Genomic DNA, 16,933 nt, shown 5'->3' with positions numbered 1-16,933 from the left:
TTTTATGTCATTACTATTACTTCTACTTCGTCTCCGTCTTTTAGCATCAACTTATCCCTAATGAAGTAAGGAGAAATTACCTCAATCACGCTCTTCGGATGTACCGTTCTAAGCGGTATGACAATTGCGGCAGGGCTTATGCCGTTTACAGTTGCTGGAAACATCTTAACAGCCCCAAGTACACGATCCTCGAATTTGTGTTCCGGTATCAATATCCCAGGTATTGAATCCAGCATTATCCTGTTTTCTATTGAGGTTCTATCGTAGAGCGTCAAGTTTAACGTACCAGGATACGGAAGGAAACCCATTTTTTGTGAGATCTGTTCCTCATAATACTTTATAGAGAGAAATATCTTTCCTTCACCGAGTCCAGACACCACTTTACCTTTAAACTTAAGTTCCCTCCTAGTCTCTATAGACTCCTTTATCATTTCCATGCAATTTAGTAGAAGTTCTTCTCCTTTGTTGGTTAGCCTTACTGTAGTTCCGTTCTTAGTTTCACTCTTAGTTATCAGTCCAATCTCTTCAAGCTCGTTTAGTTTCCTTGACACTGATTGTTGTGAAATTTCTAATAACTTTGATAATTCCAGTTGTGTTATACATCCTTTGTCTTTTGAAAACGAAATTATCTTAGCTAGGATACAAGCAGCTTCTATTTCCTTGGAGTTCATTCCTCAGTACAACCTTTCTCTGCTTCTTTATATTCACCATTAATATCGTCTTCCATGTCCCTTGTGGACCAGTCCCATTTATTGTTCCACGCGTTTCCTATTTGAATAGGTTTGTCCAACTCACTAAGCATTACAATTCTGCTTGGAACGTGCTCAGAAAGTATGTGGTATCCAGTTATTTTCTCTAGCTTCTTTGAAAATTCCCTTACTTCGCTGTGCCTTGGCATGGCATCACGTGAGAGCCTATACGTAGAAGGTCCTACATGCATATAAGCCTTTGCTTCTATGTAGGTAGGTTTAGATATTTTAATTAACTTGGCAAATTCCTCAATGTCCTTGTCTGACATATTCATGCCTCTTATTAAGGTAAGCCTAAGGACCGTAGGACTGCTAAAGCTAGGTAACATCTTGAGTGTTCTCATTACCAAGTTCCACGAGTTAGGCACAACAGCTCTGTTTATTATTTTATGTTTAGTTTCATTCGGAGCTTGCAGTGACATGAAAAGTTGAGTGGGTTCTTCCTCTAAAGAGGCTAGAACATCTGGTCTAACTCCGCTGGTAACTAGAAACGTAGTCATTCCTCTCCTATGGTATTCCTTAATTAGCTCGCCTAATTTCTCGTAGAGTGTAGGTTCTCCAGTTAGGCTTATTGCTACGTGCTTAGGTTGAGATGCCTCTTTCACTCTATCTGGCTTCACACCTTCCCTTCCAAAGTAACCTGAAACTGCCCTCTTATGTTCCTCTATGCTTCCATTAACTATGTATTCTGGATCGTCAAAAGAATCCATTTTAGTGTCATCCCAGTCTATTCCTATGTCTTCTGGCTCTAATCTCCAACAATGGACACATCTAAACCAGCACCAAGCCGCAACGGGAGTCATCTGGACGCATCTATGGCTTTCTATTCCGTAAAATTTGCCCTTGTAGCACGATCTACCTGTTACAAGATACTCATGAGTCCAATGACACTTCTTGTATGCACTATGACCTCCTATGATATGATATCTTTCTTTTTCTAACTCTTTAAAGATCCTACTCATCGTGTCGATTCTTAGCTGACCGTTCTCCAAGTGTATCATTTAAACTTCTTCTTTTGTACTAAAAAACCTGATTATGCTACCAGATCACGAAGTCCGGTTAACTTCTCAATGAAACTTGAAATGCCTATGAGGAACGTGTCGCTCAAATATCTTCCCATGATTTGCATTCCCACTGGCAAGCCATTAGAGAAACCTGCGGGCAATGAAATAGCGGGTATGGCAGATAAGTTAGCTAGAACGGTGTTCAAATCCATGGCGTACATCTTAATTGGGTCATCTATTACTTCGCCTATTTTGGGCGGAAGTACTGGCATAGTCGGAGAGACGAGTATATCATATTTTGAAAATAGAGAGTCCATATTTTTCTTTATAAGGTTCCTCGCTCTCAAAGCCTTTACGTAATATTGATCATAATATCCAGCACTAAGTATGAAGCTACCTAACATTATCCTTCTTTTGACCTCCAATCCGAATCCTTCTCCTCTATTTTTAGAGAACGTCTCTTTCCAATTTCCGTCTCCATGTTCGGAGTAGCCATATCTAACGCCATCGAACCTAGCCAAGTTTGAACTGGCTTCAGACATTGCTATGATATAATAGGCTGGTAGAGCCAACTCTACATCACCTAGATTTGTCTCTTCCACTATTGCGCCTTCGCTAGCTAGCTTATCTACTACTTTCCTCGTAATAGACGACACCTCTGGTTCTGAGGAATCCATTATGTTCTTAAGGAGGCCTATTCTAACCCCTTTAATTGGTATCTCCTTGACTTCGCCAGCGTAATAGTTTATTGTCGTCGAGTCTCTTGAGTCATCTCCAGCTATTATTGAGAACAGAAGCGATAATCTCTCAACGTTGCTAGCTAATGGTCCAATTTGCTCTAAGCTGTTTGCATAAGCTATCAATCCAAATCTGCTGACGGTACCATAAGAAGGCTTTAGACCATACACTCCATTGAACGAAGCTGGAGCCCTAATTGACCCTCCAGTGTCGCTCCCTAACGCTAGACTCACATATCCAGCCGATATTGATGCAGCACTACCTCCTGAAGATCCACCCGGAGTCCTTTCAGTATTCCAAGGGTTTCTGGTTAGCCCAAAGTAGCTCGTTTCCGTTGTAGATCCCATTGCAAATTCGTCCATGTTCGTCTTTCCAATTATCACTGCACCTTCTTTTAGTAATTTTTCTATAACCGTTGCATTATAAGGTGGAATGTAATTCTCAAGCATTCTAGACCCGCATGTGGTTCTTATTCCTGTTGTAGAAATATTATCCTTTATAGCTATTAATATTCCAGCTAGTTTTCCACTCCTTTTAGCTTTGTCCTTAACTTCCTTTGCAACTTTCTCCTGCTCCCTTAATGTGATGAAGGCGTGAACTTGGTCCTCTCTTCTCTTTATTTGTTCAAAGGTTTTAGCAACGTAATCCTCCGCATCCAGTTCTCCACTAATAAACTTCGTCGTTAGACTCAAGTCTAATCACCATAAGTTCTAGGACCGACTATGTAACCGTTCTCCTTTCTCTTGACGTTGCTCAAAGCCTCGTCTCTTGTCAACCCAGGGGAGGGCTTATCTTCCCTTAGTTTTCCTGCTGGTAAAGGATGGAAAAGCGGCTCGATATTATCCAAGTTAGCATCGTTTAACTTGTTGAAGAAATCCAGAATCTGTTTTACATCATTTTTAATCCTTTCCCTTTCCTTGTCTGTTAACGTTATAAGAGAAAGTCTCTCTAACTTGTTAATTAGTTCGTCATTTACCTCGACTTTCATGGATGACACTTCCTTTCATCCAATTAATATATTCTTCTAATCCGTTTTCTATACTAAGCGATAAAATCTCTGGAACTTCGTATGGATGAACTTTCCTTATTTCGTTAATAGCCTGCTCTTCTGCTTCCTTAGTAGTCTTTATAACTAAGATGAGCTCAGAGTCCTTCTGTAGCTCTCCCTTCCAGAAGTAGAAAGACGTTACACCTGGGACAATGTTCACGCAAGCAGCTAATTTCTTTTCTACTAAATGTTTAGCTATACGCTCAGCGTCCTCCAAGCTTGATACCGTTGAAAGGATCATTACTCCTTTCATAAGGTTATATAAAGTGCTAGGGTTAATAGTCTCAGTGCTCCTAAAGGAACTTATAGAAAAGGTTAGTTTACTAGGATTCAGGGAATCGGTCTTCCTTGGTGTGGCAGAAGCTCAAGAGTTGGGTAAGGAATTTTTAGGAATAACCTTGAGTAACGGAGATGGTATAATATTGAAAGTAAATCCATACGAGGATATTTTACTTTCCATGTTTCTAATGACCAAGGAAAAGAGGGAAAACCTGAAGTTCATAGCTCTATTTAAAAATACAGAGGATACTACCTATTTTATTTACGAAATCAATAATTATGAGGAATTCCTTAATTCACTTCTGACTAATATTTCAATAGTTTACGTAGAAGTGATAAGCGGTGATCTTGAAGACTTTCTGTATAGAGCAGAAGATGGATAAGGAGACTTTCAGTCGTTTGGTTAGATTTTCTCGATTTCTAGGTAAAGTGAGCTCTTGCTATCAATTTGCCTTAGATAGTAATAGGGCAGCTCAGAACAGGGTTAAGCCTGAGGAGATAATTTCCACGCTTGATGAGATCGGAGTGAACTTAACCCCTCAAGAGAAGGATAAAATATTGAAAAGTGTTCCATTATATGACGTGGAGTTTGTAATAGAAGGAGGCAAATTGCTGTTGAAACCTCACGTTTACATAGCCGATATATTGAAGGGACGTGTTCCTTCTTCTTTCCTTTCTTATGATAGAGCATCTAAAGTTTTCGTGGTTAAACCCTTTGCGTACTATGCTTTGAAAAAGATATTAGAAGAAAATGGTTTGTCTATTAAGGAGCCCGACTTCAACGAAAGATTTGATATAGAGTTCACAGGTGAACTTAGGCAATATCAGATGGAGGCCGTTAATACGTGGAAAGAGAAAGGTATGAGGGGCGTCATAGCTTTACCTACAGGAAGCGGAAAGACTGTAATTGGAGTAGCTGCGTTAGCAGAGTCGAAAGTCCCAACTTTAATAGTTGCATTCACTAAGGAGCAGCTATTGCAGTGGAAGGAGGCAATACTAAACTTTTCTACAGCTAAGGAAGTAGGCCTATTTTACTCCAAGGAAAAGACAATTCGTGATATTACAGTAACCACATATCAAACTGCATTTCGTCACATAGGCGAGCTTTGGGATAAGTTCAATCTCATAATCATAGATGAAGTACATCATCTTCCTGCTGATAAGTTTAGAACAATAGCTGAGAACTGTATTGCGAGATATAAGCTAGGTCTTTCAGCAACCCCTTACAGGGAAGACGGTAGGCATGAATATTTGTTTTCATTAATGGGAGGAGTGGTTTACTATAAGGATGCATCCGAGTTGATAGCTAAGGGATATTTGGCTCCATACGACATGATTCAGGTAAAGGTAGAACTTACTCCTCTTGAAAAAAAGAAGTATTTTGAACTTATAAAGAAATTTAGATCCCTTTCCAAGGGTAGATCTGTTATGGAATTGGTTAAAGCCATAAAGAGGGGTGACGTAGGTGCTATGAACGCAATGAAAGTTTATGCAGAAATAAAGAGAATAATTAACTTATCTGAAAACAAGATAAGGAAAGTTAAGGAAATAGTAGATAACGAGAAAGGTAACAAGATACTGATTTTCACTCAATACGTGGAGCAAGCCGAGAAAATAGCTGAAGTTTGCGGGGCAATGCTTCTGACAGGGAAGACCCCTCAACGCGAAAGGGAGGAAATAGTTAAGTCTTTCAAGTCATCTCCATCTGGCATTCTAGTTCTAACTACCGTTGGAGATGAAGGTTTAGATATACCTGATGCTAACGTTGGAATAATAGTAGCTGGCACAAGCTCAAGGAGACAGTTCATACAGCGTTTAGGAAGGCTACTTAGGTCTAGTAAAGGGAAGAAAGCCACGCTTTATGAAATAATAGTTAAAGGTACTTCAGAAGAATATCAATCAAAGAAAAGAAGAAGTTTCGATATAATGGAAGCATTAGATGATGACTAAGGGTACGTAATAGAAAAGCGAGTACGCGAACGCTTTAAATAACACGTTGTCTACAAACAATTCAACGCTTTTCCTTTCCTTATCTATTCCAACTAGCATGTTTTCGTCGTTACGTAGAATGCTTACTAATTTTTTATTTTTCGTCTCTTTTCTGCTTACATTTACCATTTTTCCATCGAGTAACCATTTTAATGTATAAGCTGAGTGAATATTTGGAGATTCCACGATTATGTTAGCTAATAATATATTCACCTGATCCTCAGCATGTAAATTTACCTTGTGCTTGTTTGAAACTTCAATTCCGTCTATCCATGACAATGTGTCTATCTTCGTTTCACATTTGTGATTAATAATTGAAAGCGGAGGCATGGTGATGCTAATACCTTTACTTTTAACTATTGAGGGTAGTGTAACTATTATGTCGCCTTCATTTACGGAGTAGTATGTTCCCGGTCTGCACACAGAGTAGGTCTCGTCTACGTAAGGCATTTATATTATAGGTCATTTTATTCATTAAATGTTTGAAGCTTGTAAGGTCTGATAAAGTGATGTGAAACCAGGCTGATGAATCCATGAGATGGTTTAAGAAAAGGGAGATAATAATTTATTCATTACTTTTCTCTAAATTTAAATATAGAGAGTTCACCTTTTTAGACGCAATTTCAGTTTTATTACCATATTTCTCTAAAAAAGTTAGTAAAGGATCTTTCAGGTACTTGATTAAGGCTGGACTCATAGTTAATAGTAAGGGCAATTTGTATAGGCTTGTAGATCTAAATGAATATCTCTTGACGGATTTAGGTTACACTTACCTTAAGAAGAGATCTACTCGTCGTCGTAAAACTCTACAGTGATCTTTACTTTTACGTCTTGTTTACTCATTGGTGGTAAGTTATTGCCGAAGTCCACTGCTAGATTTACAGGATTTCCCATAGAGTCGTTAAATCTTACATCTGCTACATAGTGAGGTTGTGGTTTTTCAGTTAGGCTCTTCATGAGATCGTTGTAAAGCTTTGATAAAGCCATTTGAAGCGCAAGTGGGCTAGCGAAATCCTCTGGTTTTAGGGAAAGTGCCTGAAGGTTACCCATTACTTGCCCTACTTTGGCTTTTCCTTCAAATTCTACCTTAAAAGTAGGCTGACTCATGATTAATCTAAAAATATCATAGTTACAACCATATTAAGTGTAGTGGTCTCTTAAAGAAAACTCCGCTAAAAAACTCAGAACTATTTATGCCTTTTTCCTAATTCCAATTTCTATTGTAGATACTCTAGACTGTCTTCCGTCTTGGCTAGTTACTACTTGGCTGCCTATTTTGATCTCTCTTACCTCTATCTTGTCAGGAAGGAATCTGTTCCTTACTATTTCTACAGTATCTACAGCTTTACTTATAGCCCTGCCTCTAGCTTTTATGACTATCTCGCTGACGCCCTGATTTAAAAGAGTCAGAGCTGCCAAGACGTAGTTCATTACGGGTTTTTTGCCTATTAATACTACATTACTTGGAGTTGGACCTGCACTGCTCATTTGTATTTCACCTATTCGCCTTTAGAAAGAGGTTAGGTCTAATTAAAAAAGTTATCTTGGTTCCCGTAACACTCAGTGTGATGCCTTAAAAGGGTATATATTGACAGCAATAATTTTGAAATGCTGAAAATAGTGTATACTGCCGCTTGTCCAAACTGCAATGGTAACCTTGAGGCCGATAGGGCTCTGGCTTCTATGCCTTGTTCCTATTGTCTGGGCGAGGAAGGAATCAGGATGATGAACCTTCACCATCACGATAAAGTTAAGGCAATCTACAATCTTTTAGTATCTAATAATTCTTTAAAGAATTATTGGAATATATACTATAAACTAGAGAACTTTGAGAATATAATCAGTTACTTTAGAAAGGTAGTAAGATCGGAACCTTGGTCTCTTCAAAAGCTATGGCTTAGACGTTTAGTTGATGGAGAGAACTTCACTATGTCCGCACCTACCGGTCTAGGGAAATCAACTACTATATCACTTTATTCAACTTATTTAGGTGAGAAAGTAGTTTATATAGTTCCCACCAAATCCCTAGTTGAGCAAGTTTGTAAAAAGATAACTGAATTTGGAGGGAAAGTAAAATGCGGTTCAATAGATGAAACCAAAATAAGCGTGGTAACTACTAGTTTCCTATCTAAACATAAAGAAGAGTTATCCAATTACAAAATGGATTTAATTGCAGTTGATGATGCGGATGCTATAATAAAGAGCGGAAAGACGACGGATCTCCTAGTATCCTTATTGGGTATACCAGAAGAGGCTTACGAGAACGCCATGAAGCTAGTTAGGCTGAGAAGGTTTGTCGTAAACGTCATGGGGACTCCAGAGGAAGACGTAATTAAAAAGAAGATAAGGGATCTAGAAACTAACCTAATCTCTTATAAGGGAATTTCCTCTCAGCTGGTGGTTTCTAGTGCTACGCTAAGGCCGAAAGGCTTGAAGCAGCAGGCGATAAAGTTCCTCACGGGTTTCGAACCATCAAGCGTACAAATGTATTCCAGAAATATTATAGATTCCAAATCTAGTTTAAATTTAAGTTTAATTCAGAAATTAGGTCCAGGAGGCCTAATTTTAGTATCAAGGGACTATGGAAGGGATATGATAAAGAGTATTAGGGAAAAAGTAGAGGAGTTTGGGCTTAGAGCTGATCTAGCCATAAGCGGAAGGAAATTCATGGAAAAGCTAAGCAAGGGAGAGACAGACGTTATAATAGGATCAGCCTCATATTACGGAGTAGCAGTAAGGGGAATTGATGAGCCAACTAGGATAAAGTACGTTTTATTTTACGGAGTTCCTAAAATGAAAATATCCTTAGATAATGCTCTGCTAAATCCGTTTACATTACTGAGAATAATGAAATCCTTAGAGATGGAAGATCATGAATTTGAGAAGAAGGTAATGTCTCTGTCACCTTCAGAAGCACAAGCAATAAGGATTTCTCTACTTAAAAAACAGGAAATTCAGGGCGATAAATTAAGGGGTCTAGTTGACCCCTTACTTAAATATAGGGAAAGTGTAATAGAAACTCTAAAGAAGACGAATTCAGCTAGATTTTCGACCTCTGCATTCCTAATAGTAAATGAAGGAAAGAAAGGTTTCTTTATGGAGTTTCCTGACGTGATAACGTATCTCCAAGGCTCTGGTAGGTCTAGCAGGCTATACAACGGAGGATTAACCTTAGGCTTATCAATTATCCTCAGTGATGATGATATGCTTCTAGAAATTCTGGAAAGGAGGCTTAGAAGCATGATGGGCGACTTCAACTTCAAGGACGTTTCGTTGCTAGAATTAGATAAGGTAAAGGATGATTTGGACTCCTGTAGAAGACCGAATGGAGAGACACGAAAGTTGGAGGTAACAACTAGCTTGATGATCGTTGAATCTCCTACCAAAGCTAAAACTATAGCTAGAATGTTCGGTAGACCATCCATGAGGATAATAGGCGGAGTTCCAATTTACGAAACCATAATAGTAGATGGCAATAAAGTAAATCTATTAGATATCATGGCAACAAGAGGTCACATAACTGACTTAACTTTAGACAACATAGGATATTATGGCGTAGAGGTTAAGGATAACGGTGATAGTGAAGCTCATTTCTCCAAGATAAAAAGGTGCTATAATTGTAAACGTACATTCTCAAGCGACTCTGACGCGTGTCCATACTGCGGTTCCTCAGATTTCTATACTACAGAAAATACAATTGACGCTATGAGAAAAATAGCTATGGAGGTTGATCACGTACTGATAGCGACGGATCCAGATATAGAGGGAGAGAAGATTGCCTTTGATGTAGCTTCATTTGTTTCCCCTTATAATTCCTCAATACTGCGAATAAAGTATCATGAAGTTACTAAAAATGGAATAATGAACGCATTGAGAAACCCGGGAACACTAGACGTAAACACCGTGAAGGCTCAAGTTGCCAGAAGGATAGAGGATAGGTGGATAGGTTTTGAGTTGAGCTCGGTTCTGAAGGCAAAATTCAGTGGTTTCAATTACGGTGCTGGGCGAGTTCAAACTCCCGTCCTAGGATGGATCGTGAACTCCACAAAGGACTACAAGGCTAACATGGGATATTTAGTTTATGCTAATTTGGATAATAAATATATGATGAGACGTTTTTACAAAGATAAAAACAAGGCAAGAGACTTCGTGGAGAGGAATCCTAAGGTCAAAGTGACAAAAGAGAAGGAAGAGATGATCGTACTATCCCCTTATCCACCATTTACCACTGAAACACTTCTAGTCGAAGCCAACCAGAGGTTTAAGCTACCTGCATCAGCCTTAATGAAGATAGCTCAGGATCTCTTTGAAGCAGGTCTGATAACTTATCATAGGACTGAAAGCATCCATGTATCTCCCATTGGCATTGACGTAGCTAAGACCTATTTGAAGAAAGTTGGTTTGGAGGAAGAGTTTTCCGGTAGATCTTGGGGAGAGGAAGGCGCTCATGAGGCTATAAGGCCAACCCGTCCTATTTCGATAGAGGAATTGAAGCAGGAAGTAGAGGATAATCCATTTGCCTATTTCATTAGGTTTACGAAATTCCACTATCTAGTCTATGACCTTATATTTAGACGTTTCATGGCAAGCCAAATGAGGAACGCAACAGGGAAAAAGGCAGAATTCAAAATTGCCCATAGTGAAGGCGAAGAGAAAGTGACCTTCACCACATACGTAGACGGTGGGTTCAGCAAGATCTATGATGTAAGAGTAGTGGATTTAAGGGAGGGAGAAATAACTCCTGAATACGAAATAAGGCGTGGATCTTATTCCAGACTTCTATCGCAGGCAGACATTATTTTAATGATGAAAGAGAAGGGTATAGGAAGACCTAGCACCTATTCTAAGACTCTTGAATCCATATTAAGGCATGGTTACGTTATATCAAGCAAGAAGAGATACCTTTTAGTTGCAACGAAGAAGGGTATAAATGTCTTCGACTTCTTAGATTCAAAGTTCAAGGACTTAGTATCAGAGAAGAGAACTTCGGACTTACTTACAAGAATAGATCTAATATCAACCGGACAGCTAGATCCTTCGTCGGTTGTCCTAGACATATTCAAGGAGATTAAAACTTCAGTAAACCTTCTTAACTCTTAGTAAAATGAAAGATAATCTTTTTTTGTCTCTACTTTCACTTCCAATTGAAACTGAGTCCAACTTTATTCCGTTTCCAAGTTTATCTAATATCATGTTATAGACGTCTACTGCTTTGCCTATGTCCCTTCCTACACCCTTTATTTCAACCTCTTCCGCACCTTGATTTAGCATCGTAATTATTTCTAAGACATAATCTTCTACGTTTTTCATACTTACTAAAACTTCGTTTGGCTTCTTGTCCATTATGGTTCTAGAATGACATTCTTACATGATTTAAAAATCTTACTCAGAAACACGAGCCCATTTCATCCATCAACAATAAGCGCATTCATCACTTTACGAGAACTTTACGCTTTGTATATACGTTGTTGCGTTTAAAAGTATATAGGCTATCACTTGTCTACTTACTCCGTAAAACTTTAGGGGAGTTGAGTAAGACATTTCGTTCATATCTATCACCCTTAGTTCTCCTATGTCCTCGAATGGTATTCTACGTTTTATGTCTTCTGGGTTCTGTATTATGTCTTTAGGCTTGAATATTAATTCTATTTGAGACTCTCTATCGGCTGACTTTAATAACGCTATGAACGTCTCTTCGAGGTTAGAGGGAGTAAACGACGTGAAGTAATCGTCAGAATTTACTATGTTTTGGAAGTCATCTACAAGAACCCATCTAACTTCTTTGCTATCAACATCTATGAAGGACGAGATCTTATATTTGTCGCTCATCTTTTTCAATTGTTTCAGCTTGTTCTCCAAACTTTTTAATGGAATTCCTAATACCTCTGCCAGTTCGGAGGAGGTATAAGCTCCTCCCTTTAATGCCTCGTAGATACTTTCAACTATATCTATAAGCCAAGGTCTTATGGGTACATGTGAGACTACAGCATCCCCTATGGGTGTTTCTCCTCCGTAGGTTACAATCGAAATTTTTTCTTCCCTTATAGATTTCAAGAAGGAAATTGTACCCTTTACCGAGAAATATTTCCTTAAGGTTTGTCTAAGTGCCTCATTTACTATGAATTTGTCTCTTTCAGGATCAATCTTCCTGCCCAATCTGCCAAAAGAAGGCTGAATCTCCTTTAGAGTTGCTATGAATAGGGAAGATCTCAGTATAGCTTTTTTAATAACAGCCTTCATTTTCTCTTCATCGTAATCTTTAAGCTCCTGCAAGAGATCTATGGGCGAACCTTTTATGGAGAAGCCATATATTGAAGCCCTTGCGTAAGTGCTTAATGTATATCTCTTGCTCGTTAAATATAGCATTATATGTGCTATTGTATTGGAAATTCTTTCATCTATTATTGCAGAGTACACCCATTCTTCATCTCTCTTTTCCAGAACAATAGTGGAGTTTGAAGGGAACGGAATTTCCTTTTCCTTATAGAAATCAGTAAGTTCCTTGATTGAAGAATACGCTTTATCGTCGAGTATTTTCTTGTCTATTTTCCCCTCCTTTAGTATTATGGATTCTCCCTTAGCTATCATGTAGGACTTAGAAATATTTTCCCCGCGCCATATTGGTATCTCCCCCTTTCTGCTATTCTCGGGCACTACGTCGAGGCTCATCTTATTTACATTTATTCTAGTTACCTTCCAAAGTTTCCCGCTTATTCTAATGACATCGTTTACCCTTATGTGTTTATAAACATAAACTGCATCAATTTCTCCTATCACTTTTCCCTCGAATCTAAGGGAAAACGTGTCGTTGTTATTTATCAAAGAAAAGAACTCTGAAAAGTCTTTGCACCATATCGTCTTATATTCGCGATTGAAACGCCAGACTCTGAAGAAGTTTGGACCTAACTTCAACACGTCACCCTCCTTTTTAAGCAAACCGTTCGCCTCTAGACAGTCTATCATTCTCATGAAAGTTTTTATCCCAAGGTTTGAGAATGCCCTAGCTCCGGTAACTATTTTGTAGAAATCTTCTAGCTTAGTCTCTTGGTTCTGCAGTAAATGTCCAAGTAATTCCCTTGCTACTACATCTAGAGAATTGTCGACTATTGGCTTCTCAACCTTGCCTTTCTTTGCCATCTCGCATAATGCCAGAGATTCTAAAACGTCAAAGTCGAACATGGATATTATTTCGCCATTTGGTGTTCCTGAAACGGAGTGCCCGCTCCTTCCTAACCTCTGCAGAAAAGAGGAAACTGATGGAGGAGGTCTAAACATAATAACCTTCTTTATTTCACCTATGTGGATACCCAACTCTAGTGTCTTTGTACATATTACCGCGTTGCTTTGGTTCTTCCTTAATTTCTCTTCTACCATGTCCTTAAGATCTCTTGAAATCGATGAATGATGTACGAAAACGTCTTTCTGTCCTAACTTTTCTAGCTCTTCGTGTAATCTTTCAGTAGAAAATCTAGAATTTGTAAATATCAATGAAGGAGGTTCAATTGAGCTAATAAGAGATGAGGCAGCGTCCTCCCAGGATCCATTGTCAATTTTTTTCACCTTAATCTGAAAGTCTCTTTTACCTTCTAGCTTGATTATCGATCGTTTTCTATCAGAAGATCCAAAAAGGAAGTCTGCTACTAAATTTTCGTTACTCACCGTCGCTGAAAGTCCTATCCTCTGGAAGTCGCGCCCGGTGAAATATTTTAGCCTTTCGAGTAATATCGCAAGCTGAGATCCTCTCTTAGAATTTATCAGTTCATGAACTTCATCTATAATCACCCATCTAACGTTCTTGTAAAAGTCCCTGAATTTCGATGCCCAATCTAAGTCTATTTCTAACCCCTCCGGGGTAGTAACCAGTATGTGCGGAGCATGTTTTAACCTAAGGTTTTTCTCTTTCTGCGGAACCTCACCATGTTTTCTGTTAACTATGAGCCCTAGCTTTGAAGCCCACCAATCTATCCTCAGCGACAAGTCGTTAATTAACGCTTTAAGCGGAGTTATGTAAAGCACAGCTACCGGTTTAACGTCTTCATTTATCATTTGGTTGAACAGGGGCAGAACAGCTGCCTCGGTTTTTCCGTATCCAGTAGGTGCTATTATTAGAGTATTGTTTCCATTTGAAATGCTAGGAAAAGACATTTCTTGTATCTTAGTCAATGTTGGCCAGTTCTTTTGCTTTAACAGAGTCTGTATCCTGCTGTCTAAATTCTGATGCATCAGTAATCACGTGAAATTAATAGCAACATTTACCGTTATTTTTAAAAATATAAAATCAACGATGCAGGTTATGGGGAATTATTTTGAGTGCAATACTTGCGGAAGACCATTCAAGGAAGGGCAGGGAATCATACTAACTGTAGCAGGGATTAAATTGTTTTTTCACAGCAAGGCTTGTGCTTTCAAGTTCTTCAAGGAGATAATGGAAAACGCGGATTCAGAATACCTTGGTAAAGACGTAAAGGAGGTTTATGATAAGTATCAGAAGATAATCGAGCTAAAAAAGAAGAAAGCCGAAAAAAAGATCTAGAACGGACGGAAACTACGTTATATCTATAACTTTTGTGTCATTACATTTTTAATAAGTGACTTTGTTTTACATGAAATAAAGTGAGAATCTTAAGTTAATGTATCAGTTAGTAGGTCTTTTCAAATCACAGCTCATTGTCCGCCACAGTCCTCATCTACTATACCTTTATTAGTCAAACGACTTTAATAAACTATGGATTCCGATGCAGGTTAACGTATCTAGAGTGAGTGCTTACGAATGGACGATTGATAAATCGTTTCAGAAGTGCATGAACGTTCCGGTCACAGTTTTCGCAGACGACGTTCTAATAGATAAAATGAAGCAAGACTTGACTTTGAAGCAAGCTGCTAACGTGGCCTGCCTTCCAGGAGTTCAGGAATCTGTATTCGTTTTGCCGGATGGTCATCAAGGTTATGGTTTCCCTATAGGTGGAATAGCTGCAACTTCAATAGACGAGGAAGGCGTTATAAGTCCAGGAGGAATAGGTTATGACATAAATTGTGGCGTTAGACTTCTGAGAACAAATCTAGAATATAAGGACGTAAAAGGTAAAATCACTAATTTGGTAGAAGAAATTTACAAGAACGTTCCCAGTGGAGTAGGAAGCGAAGGAAAGGTTAACTTAACTGAACAGAAACTTAACAACGTTCTAGACGAAGGTGTACGTTGGGCAGTTGATAATGGATTTGGTTGGGTCGTTGATATGGATCATATAGAGCAACATGGAAGCTGGGATCTGGCAGACTCGTCTAAGGTGAGCAGTGTAGCAAGGAAGAGAGGTCATTCTCAACTGGGAACTTTAGGTGCAGGAAATCATTTCTTAGAAATACAAGTTGTAGACAAAGTTTACGATGAGAGAATAGCCAAGGCAATAGGACTTCATGAAGGTCAAGTAACAGTAATGATACATACTGGTTCTAGAGGTTTAGGTCACCAAGTAGCCAGTGATTATCTCCAAATAATGGAGAGAGCTGTTAAGAAATACGGTATAAATTTGCCAGATAGAGAACTTGCAGCAGTCCCATTTAACAGTAAGGAAGCCCAAGACTATTTTAAGGCTATGGTAGCAGCGGCGAATTTTGCATGGTCCAATAGACAGCTTATAACCCATTGGGTAAGGGAGAGCTTCGGGAACGTATATGGAATAGACCCAGAAAAGCTAGATCTTAACATAATATATGATGTAGCACATAACATAGCAAAAATAGAAGAATATGACGTTGCAGGCAAAAGGAAGAAAGTGGTAGTTCATAGGAAGGGTGCAACTAGAGCTTTCCCACCTGGTAGCCAGGGGATACCTCAGGATCATAGCTCAATTGGACAAATAGTCCTAATTCCAGGTAGTATGGGAACTGCCAGTTACGTAATGGCAGGAATACCCGAAGGCAGGAGGACCTGGTTTACAGCACCCCATGGTGCAGGTAGATGGATGTCTAGAGAGGCAGCAGTTAGAACATATCCTACAAACTCGGTAACTGGTATGTTGGAGGAGAAAGGCATAGTTATTAGGGCAGCAACTAAGAGAGTCGTCGCCGAAGAAGCTCCTGGTGCATATAAAGACGTGGACAGAGTAGCTAAGGTAGCTAATGAAGCTAAAATAGCAAGGCTAGTAGCTAGGCTAAGACCAATAGGGGTGACGAAGGGATGAACGATAATAGAAACAACTTATTAAGAGAAGCGGTCGAGGATGTCACTTTAGACGAACTGAAAAACCTTAAGGGGGCTCTAGACTTATATAATAAAATATATGGCTTCTCAGCAGAGGCTGTTTATAAAGGTTCTCAAATTTTACAAGAAATGACAAAGGAAGCTGATCTAAGGTTCATTTCATTTACTGCAAATTTAGTATCAACTGGTTTAAGGGGACTCTTCGCAGATATGGTAAAAAAGGGATTCTTTGATGTAGTAATAACTACTGGTGGAACAATAGACCATGATATAGCTAGAGGCATGGGAGGTAAATATTACAAGGGTTCATTCGATTTCAATGATGAGGAACTTAGAGAGATGAGTATACATAGACTAGGAAACATCCTAGTACCTTTCGAGTCCTACGGTAAAGTCGTGGAAGATACAGTGAGGAAATTCACTCCAGAAATACTTAAAGACAAAAAGGAATGGAGTGGATACGAATTACTTTGGGAGTTCGGTAAGAGGATAAACGATGATAATTCGATTCTAAGAGCAGCATATGAAAGGAGAGTCCCAGTTATAGTACCTGGAATATTGGACGGAAGCTTTGGAACTAATATTTTCATTCAGTCTCAGCTACAAGGTCTTAAACTGAATCTATTTGAAGATGAAAGGGAAATTAAGGATAGGATTTTCTCCTGCAGAAAAAGCGGAGCCCTTATGATAGGCGGAGGAATAAGCAAACATCATACTATATGGTGGAATCAATTTAAGGACGGTCTAGATTACGCAATATATCTTACCACAGCACAAGAATATGATGGCAGCTTAAGTGGTGCCAAACCTAGAGAGGCTGTATCTTGGAATAAGATAAAGCCAGAGGCAAGCCAAGTTGTTATTTACGGCGATGCCACCGTGATTCTTCCGTTACTTGCCTCATCCTTAATAAAGTGAAAATATA

General features: G+C 38.9%; 17 protein-coding genes. 7 read left to right on the top strand and 10 right to left on the bottom strand.

Annotated features, from left to right (window positions below; genetic code table 11):
- Nucleotides 1–2: 2 nt before the first annotated feature.
- From RQ359_RS03740 to cutA, 5 genes are read right to left on the bottom strand one after another with little or no spacing between them, the layout of a single operon-like run.
- Entirely contained in the window at nt 3–671 is a 669-nt protein-coding gene (locus tag RQ359_RS03740) for a DUF120 domain-containing protein (protein WP_156016060.1), read from the bottom strand.
- Complete coding sequence (twy1, locus tag RQ359_RS03735; RefSeq protein ID WP_054837794.1) at nt 668–1,750, bottom strand: 4-demethylwyosine synthase TYW1; 1,083 nt, start codon at nt 1,748–1,750, stop codon at nt 668–670. Before twy1 ends, RQ359_RS03740 begins: the two co-directional genes overlap by 4 nt.
- Before the next feature lie 32 nt (nt 1,751–1,782).
- A complete protein-coding gene (gatA, locus tag RQ359_RS03730) occupies nt 1,783–3,183 on the bottom strand; it encodes an Asp-tRNA(Asn)/Glu-tRNA(Gln) amidotransferase subunit GatA (protein WP_054837793.1) in 1,401 nt (466 codons plus the stop codon).
- Nucleotides 3,184–3,185: 2 nt separating this feature from the next.
- Nucleotides 3,186–3,479 carry an Asp-tRNA(Asn) amidotransferase subunit GatC gene (gene gatC / locus RQ359_RS03725; RefSeq protein ID WP_054837792.1) on the bottom strand — a complete coding sequence of 98 codons (294 nt, stop codon included), beginning with the start codon at nt 3,477–3,479 and terminating at the stop codon, nt 3,186–3,188.
- A complete protein-coding gene (cutA, locus tag RQ359_RS03720) occupies nt 3,460–3,792 on the bottom strand; it encodes a divalent-cation tolerance protein CutA (RefSeq protein WP_054837791.1) in 333 nt (110 codons plus the stop codon). Before cutA ends, gatC begins: the two co-directional genes overlap by 20 nt.
- 13 nt (nt 3,793–3,805) lie before the next feature.
- On the opposite strand from cutA, the gene RQ359_RS03715 reads away from it, so the two are divergent.
- Nucleotides 3,806–4,201, top strand: a complete 396-nt coding sequence (locus RQ359_RS03715; RefSeq protein ID WP_206338972.1) for a hypothetical protein — start codon at nt 3,806–3,808, stop codon at nt 4,199–4,201.
- Nucleotides 4,161–5,768 (top strand): DEAD/DEAH box helicase, encoded by a 1,608-nt coding sequence (locus RQ359_RS03710; protein ID WP_338116924.1) that lies wholly within the window; start codon nt 4,161–4,163, stop codon nt 5,766–5,768. Before RQ359_RS03715 ends, RQ359_RS03710 begins: the two co-directional genes overlap by 41 nt.
- Here RQ359_RS03710 and RQ359_RS03705 read toward each other — a convergent pair.
- Nucleotides 5,754–6,257: a hypothetical protein gene (locus tag RQ359_RS03705; RefSeq protein ID WP_054837790.1), complete on the bottom strand. Its 504-nt coding sequence runs from the start codon at nt 6,255–6,257 to the stop codon at nt 5,754–5,756. The two genes, RQ359_RS03710 and RQ359_RS03705, sit on opposite strands and share 15 nt — an antisense overlap.
- Nucleotides 6,258–6,340: 83 nt before the next feature.
- On the opposite strand from RQ359_RS03705, the gene RQ359_RS03700 reads away from it, so the two are divergent.
- On the top strand, nt 6,341–6,622 hold the full coding sequence (locus RQ359_RS03700) for a hypothetical protein (RefSeq protein WP_054837789.1): 282 nt from the start codon (nt 6,341–6,343) through the stop codon (nt 6,620–6,622).
- Here the strand turns inward: RQ359_RS03700 and RQ359_RS03695 are convergent.
- Both RQ359_RS03695 and albA read right to left on the bottom strand, forming a co-directional pair.
- On the bottom strand, nt 6,594–6,914 hold the full coding sequence (locus RQ359_RS03695) for a hypothetical protein (protein WP_054837788.1): 321 nt from the start codon (nt 6,912–6,914) through the stop codon (nt 6,594–6,596). The genes RQ359_RS03700 and RQ359_RS03695 overlap by 29 nt on opposite strands.
- A gap of 84 nt (nt 6,915–6,998) precedes the next feature.
- Entirely contained in the window at nt 6,999–7,295 is a 297-nt protein-coding gene (gene albA / locus RQ359_RS03690; RefSeq protein ID WP_156016061.1) for a DNA-binding protein Alba, read from the bottom strand.
- A 120-nt stretch (nt 7,296–7,415) separates the two neighbouring features.
- Between albA and rgy the strand changes: the two genes are divergently transcribed.
- On the top strand, nt 7,416–10,907 hold the full coding sequence (gene rgy, locus RQ359_RS03685) for a reverse gyrase (RefSeq protein ID WP_156016062.1): 3,492 nt from the start codon (nt 7,416–7,418) through the stop codon (nt 10,905–10,907).
- On the opposite strand, the gene RQ359_RS03680 is transcribed toward rgy, so the two are convergent.
- Entirely contained in the window at nt 10,884–11,150 is a 267-nt protein-coding gene (locus tag RQ359_RS03680; RefSeq protein ID WP_156016063.1) for a DNA-binding protein, read from the bottom strand. The two genes, rgy and RQ359_RS03680, sit on opposite strands and share 24 nt — an antisense overlap.
- A 93-nt stretch (nt 11,151–11,243) precedes the next feature.
- The gene (locus RQ359_RS03675) at nt 11,244–14,030 is read right to left on the bottom strand and encodes a DEAD/DEAH box helicase (RefSeq protein WP_156016064.1); all 2,787 of its coding nucleotides are present in this window, start codon (nt 14,028–14,030) and stop codon (nt 11,244–11,246) included.
- A 10-nt stretch (nt 14,031–14,040) separates the two neighbouring features.
- Between RQ359_RS03675 and RQ359_RS03670 the strand changes: the two genes are divergently transcribed.
- The 3 genes from RQ359_RS03670 to RQ359_RS03660 all read left to right on the top strand — a co-directional run bounded on the left by RQ359_RS03670 (nt 14,041) and on the right by RQ359_RS03660 (nt 16,926).
- Entirely contained in the window at nt 14,041–14,340 is a 300-nt protein-coding gene (locus tag RQ359_RS03670) for a hypothetical protein (RefSeq protein ID WP_457921236.1), read from the top strand.
- Nucleotides 14,341–14,542: 202 nt separating this feature from the next.
- Nucleotides 14,543–15,988 (top strand): RtcB family protein, encoded by a 1,446-nt coding sequence (locus RQ359_RS03665; RefSeq protein WP_156016066.1) that lies wholly within the window; start codon nt 14,543–14,545, stop codon nt 15,986–15,988.
- Complete coding sequence (locus tag RQ359_RS03660; protein WP_156016067.1) at nt 15,985–16,926, top strand: deoxyhypusine synthase; 942 nt, start codon at nt 15,985–15,987, stop codon at nt 16,924–16,926. The genes RQ359_RS03665 and RQ359_RS03660 overlap by 4 nt, the downstream gene beginning before the upstream one ends.
- Nucleotides 16,927–16,933: the final 7 nt, after the last annotated feature.

The sequence above is a fragment of the Sulfuracidifex metallicus DSM 6482 = JCM 9184 genome, from assembly GCA_032834875.1.
GTDB classification, from domain to species: Archaea; Thermoproteota; Thermoprotei_A; order Sulfolobales; family Sulfolobaceae; genus Sulfuracidifex; species Sulfuracidifex metallicus.
Note: the sequence above shows the minus strand (reverse complement) of the source record. Positions and strands in the feature narration are given on the sequence as shown.

Coding starts and splice junctions, on each gene's coding strand:
- RQ359_RS03740 (WP_156016060.1), bottom strand. CDS start 671: ATGAACTCCAAGGAAATAGAAGCTGCTTGTATCCTAGCTAAGATAATT.
- twy1 (WP_054837794.1), bottom strand. CDS start 1,750: ATGATACACTTGGAGAACGGTCAGCTAAGAATCGACACGATGAGTAGG.
- gatC (WP_054837792.1), bottom strand. CDS start 3,479: ATGAAAGTCGAGGTAAATGACGAACTAATTAACAAGTTAGAGAGACTT.
- cutA (WP_054837791.1), bottom strand. CDS start 3,792: ATGAAAGGAGTAATGATCCTTTCAACGGTATCAAGCTTGGAGGACGCT.
- RQ359_RS03705 (WP_054837790.1), bottom strand. CDS start 6,257: ATGCCTTACGTAGACGAGACCTACTCTGTGTGCAGACCGGGAACATAC.
- RQ359_RS03700 (WP_054837789.1), top strand. CDS start 6,341: ATGAGATGGTTTAAGAAAAGGGAGATAATAATTTATTCATTACTTTTC.
- RQ359_RS03695 (WP_054837788.1), bottom strand. CDS start 6,914: ATGAGTCAGCCTACTTTTAAGGTAGAATTTGAAGGAAAAGCCAAAGTA.
- albA (WP_156016061.1), bottom strand. CDS start 7,295: ATGAGCAGTGCAGGTCCAACTCCAAGTAATGTAGTATTAATAGGCAAA.
- rgy (WP_156016062.1), top strand. CDS start 7,416: ATGCTGAAAATAGTGTATACTGCCGCTTGTCCAAACTGCAATGGTAAC.
- RQ359_RS03680 (WP_156016063.1), bottom strand. CDS start 11,150: ATGGACAAGAAGCCAAACGAAGTTTTAGTAAGTATGAAAAACGTAGAA.
- RQ359_RS03675 (WP_156016064.1), bottom strand. CDS start 14,030: ATGCATCAGAATTTAGACAGCAGGATACAGACTCTGTTAAAGCAAAAG.
- RQ359_RS03665 (WP_156016066.1), top strand. CDS start 14,543: ATGCAGGTTAACGTATCTAGAGTGAGTGCTTACGAATGGACGATTGAT.
- RQ359_RS03660 (WP_156016067.1), top strand. CDS start 15,985: ATGAACGATAATAGAAACAACTTATTAAGAGAAGCGGTCGAGGATGTC.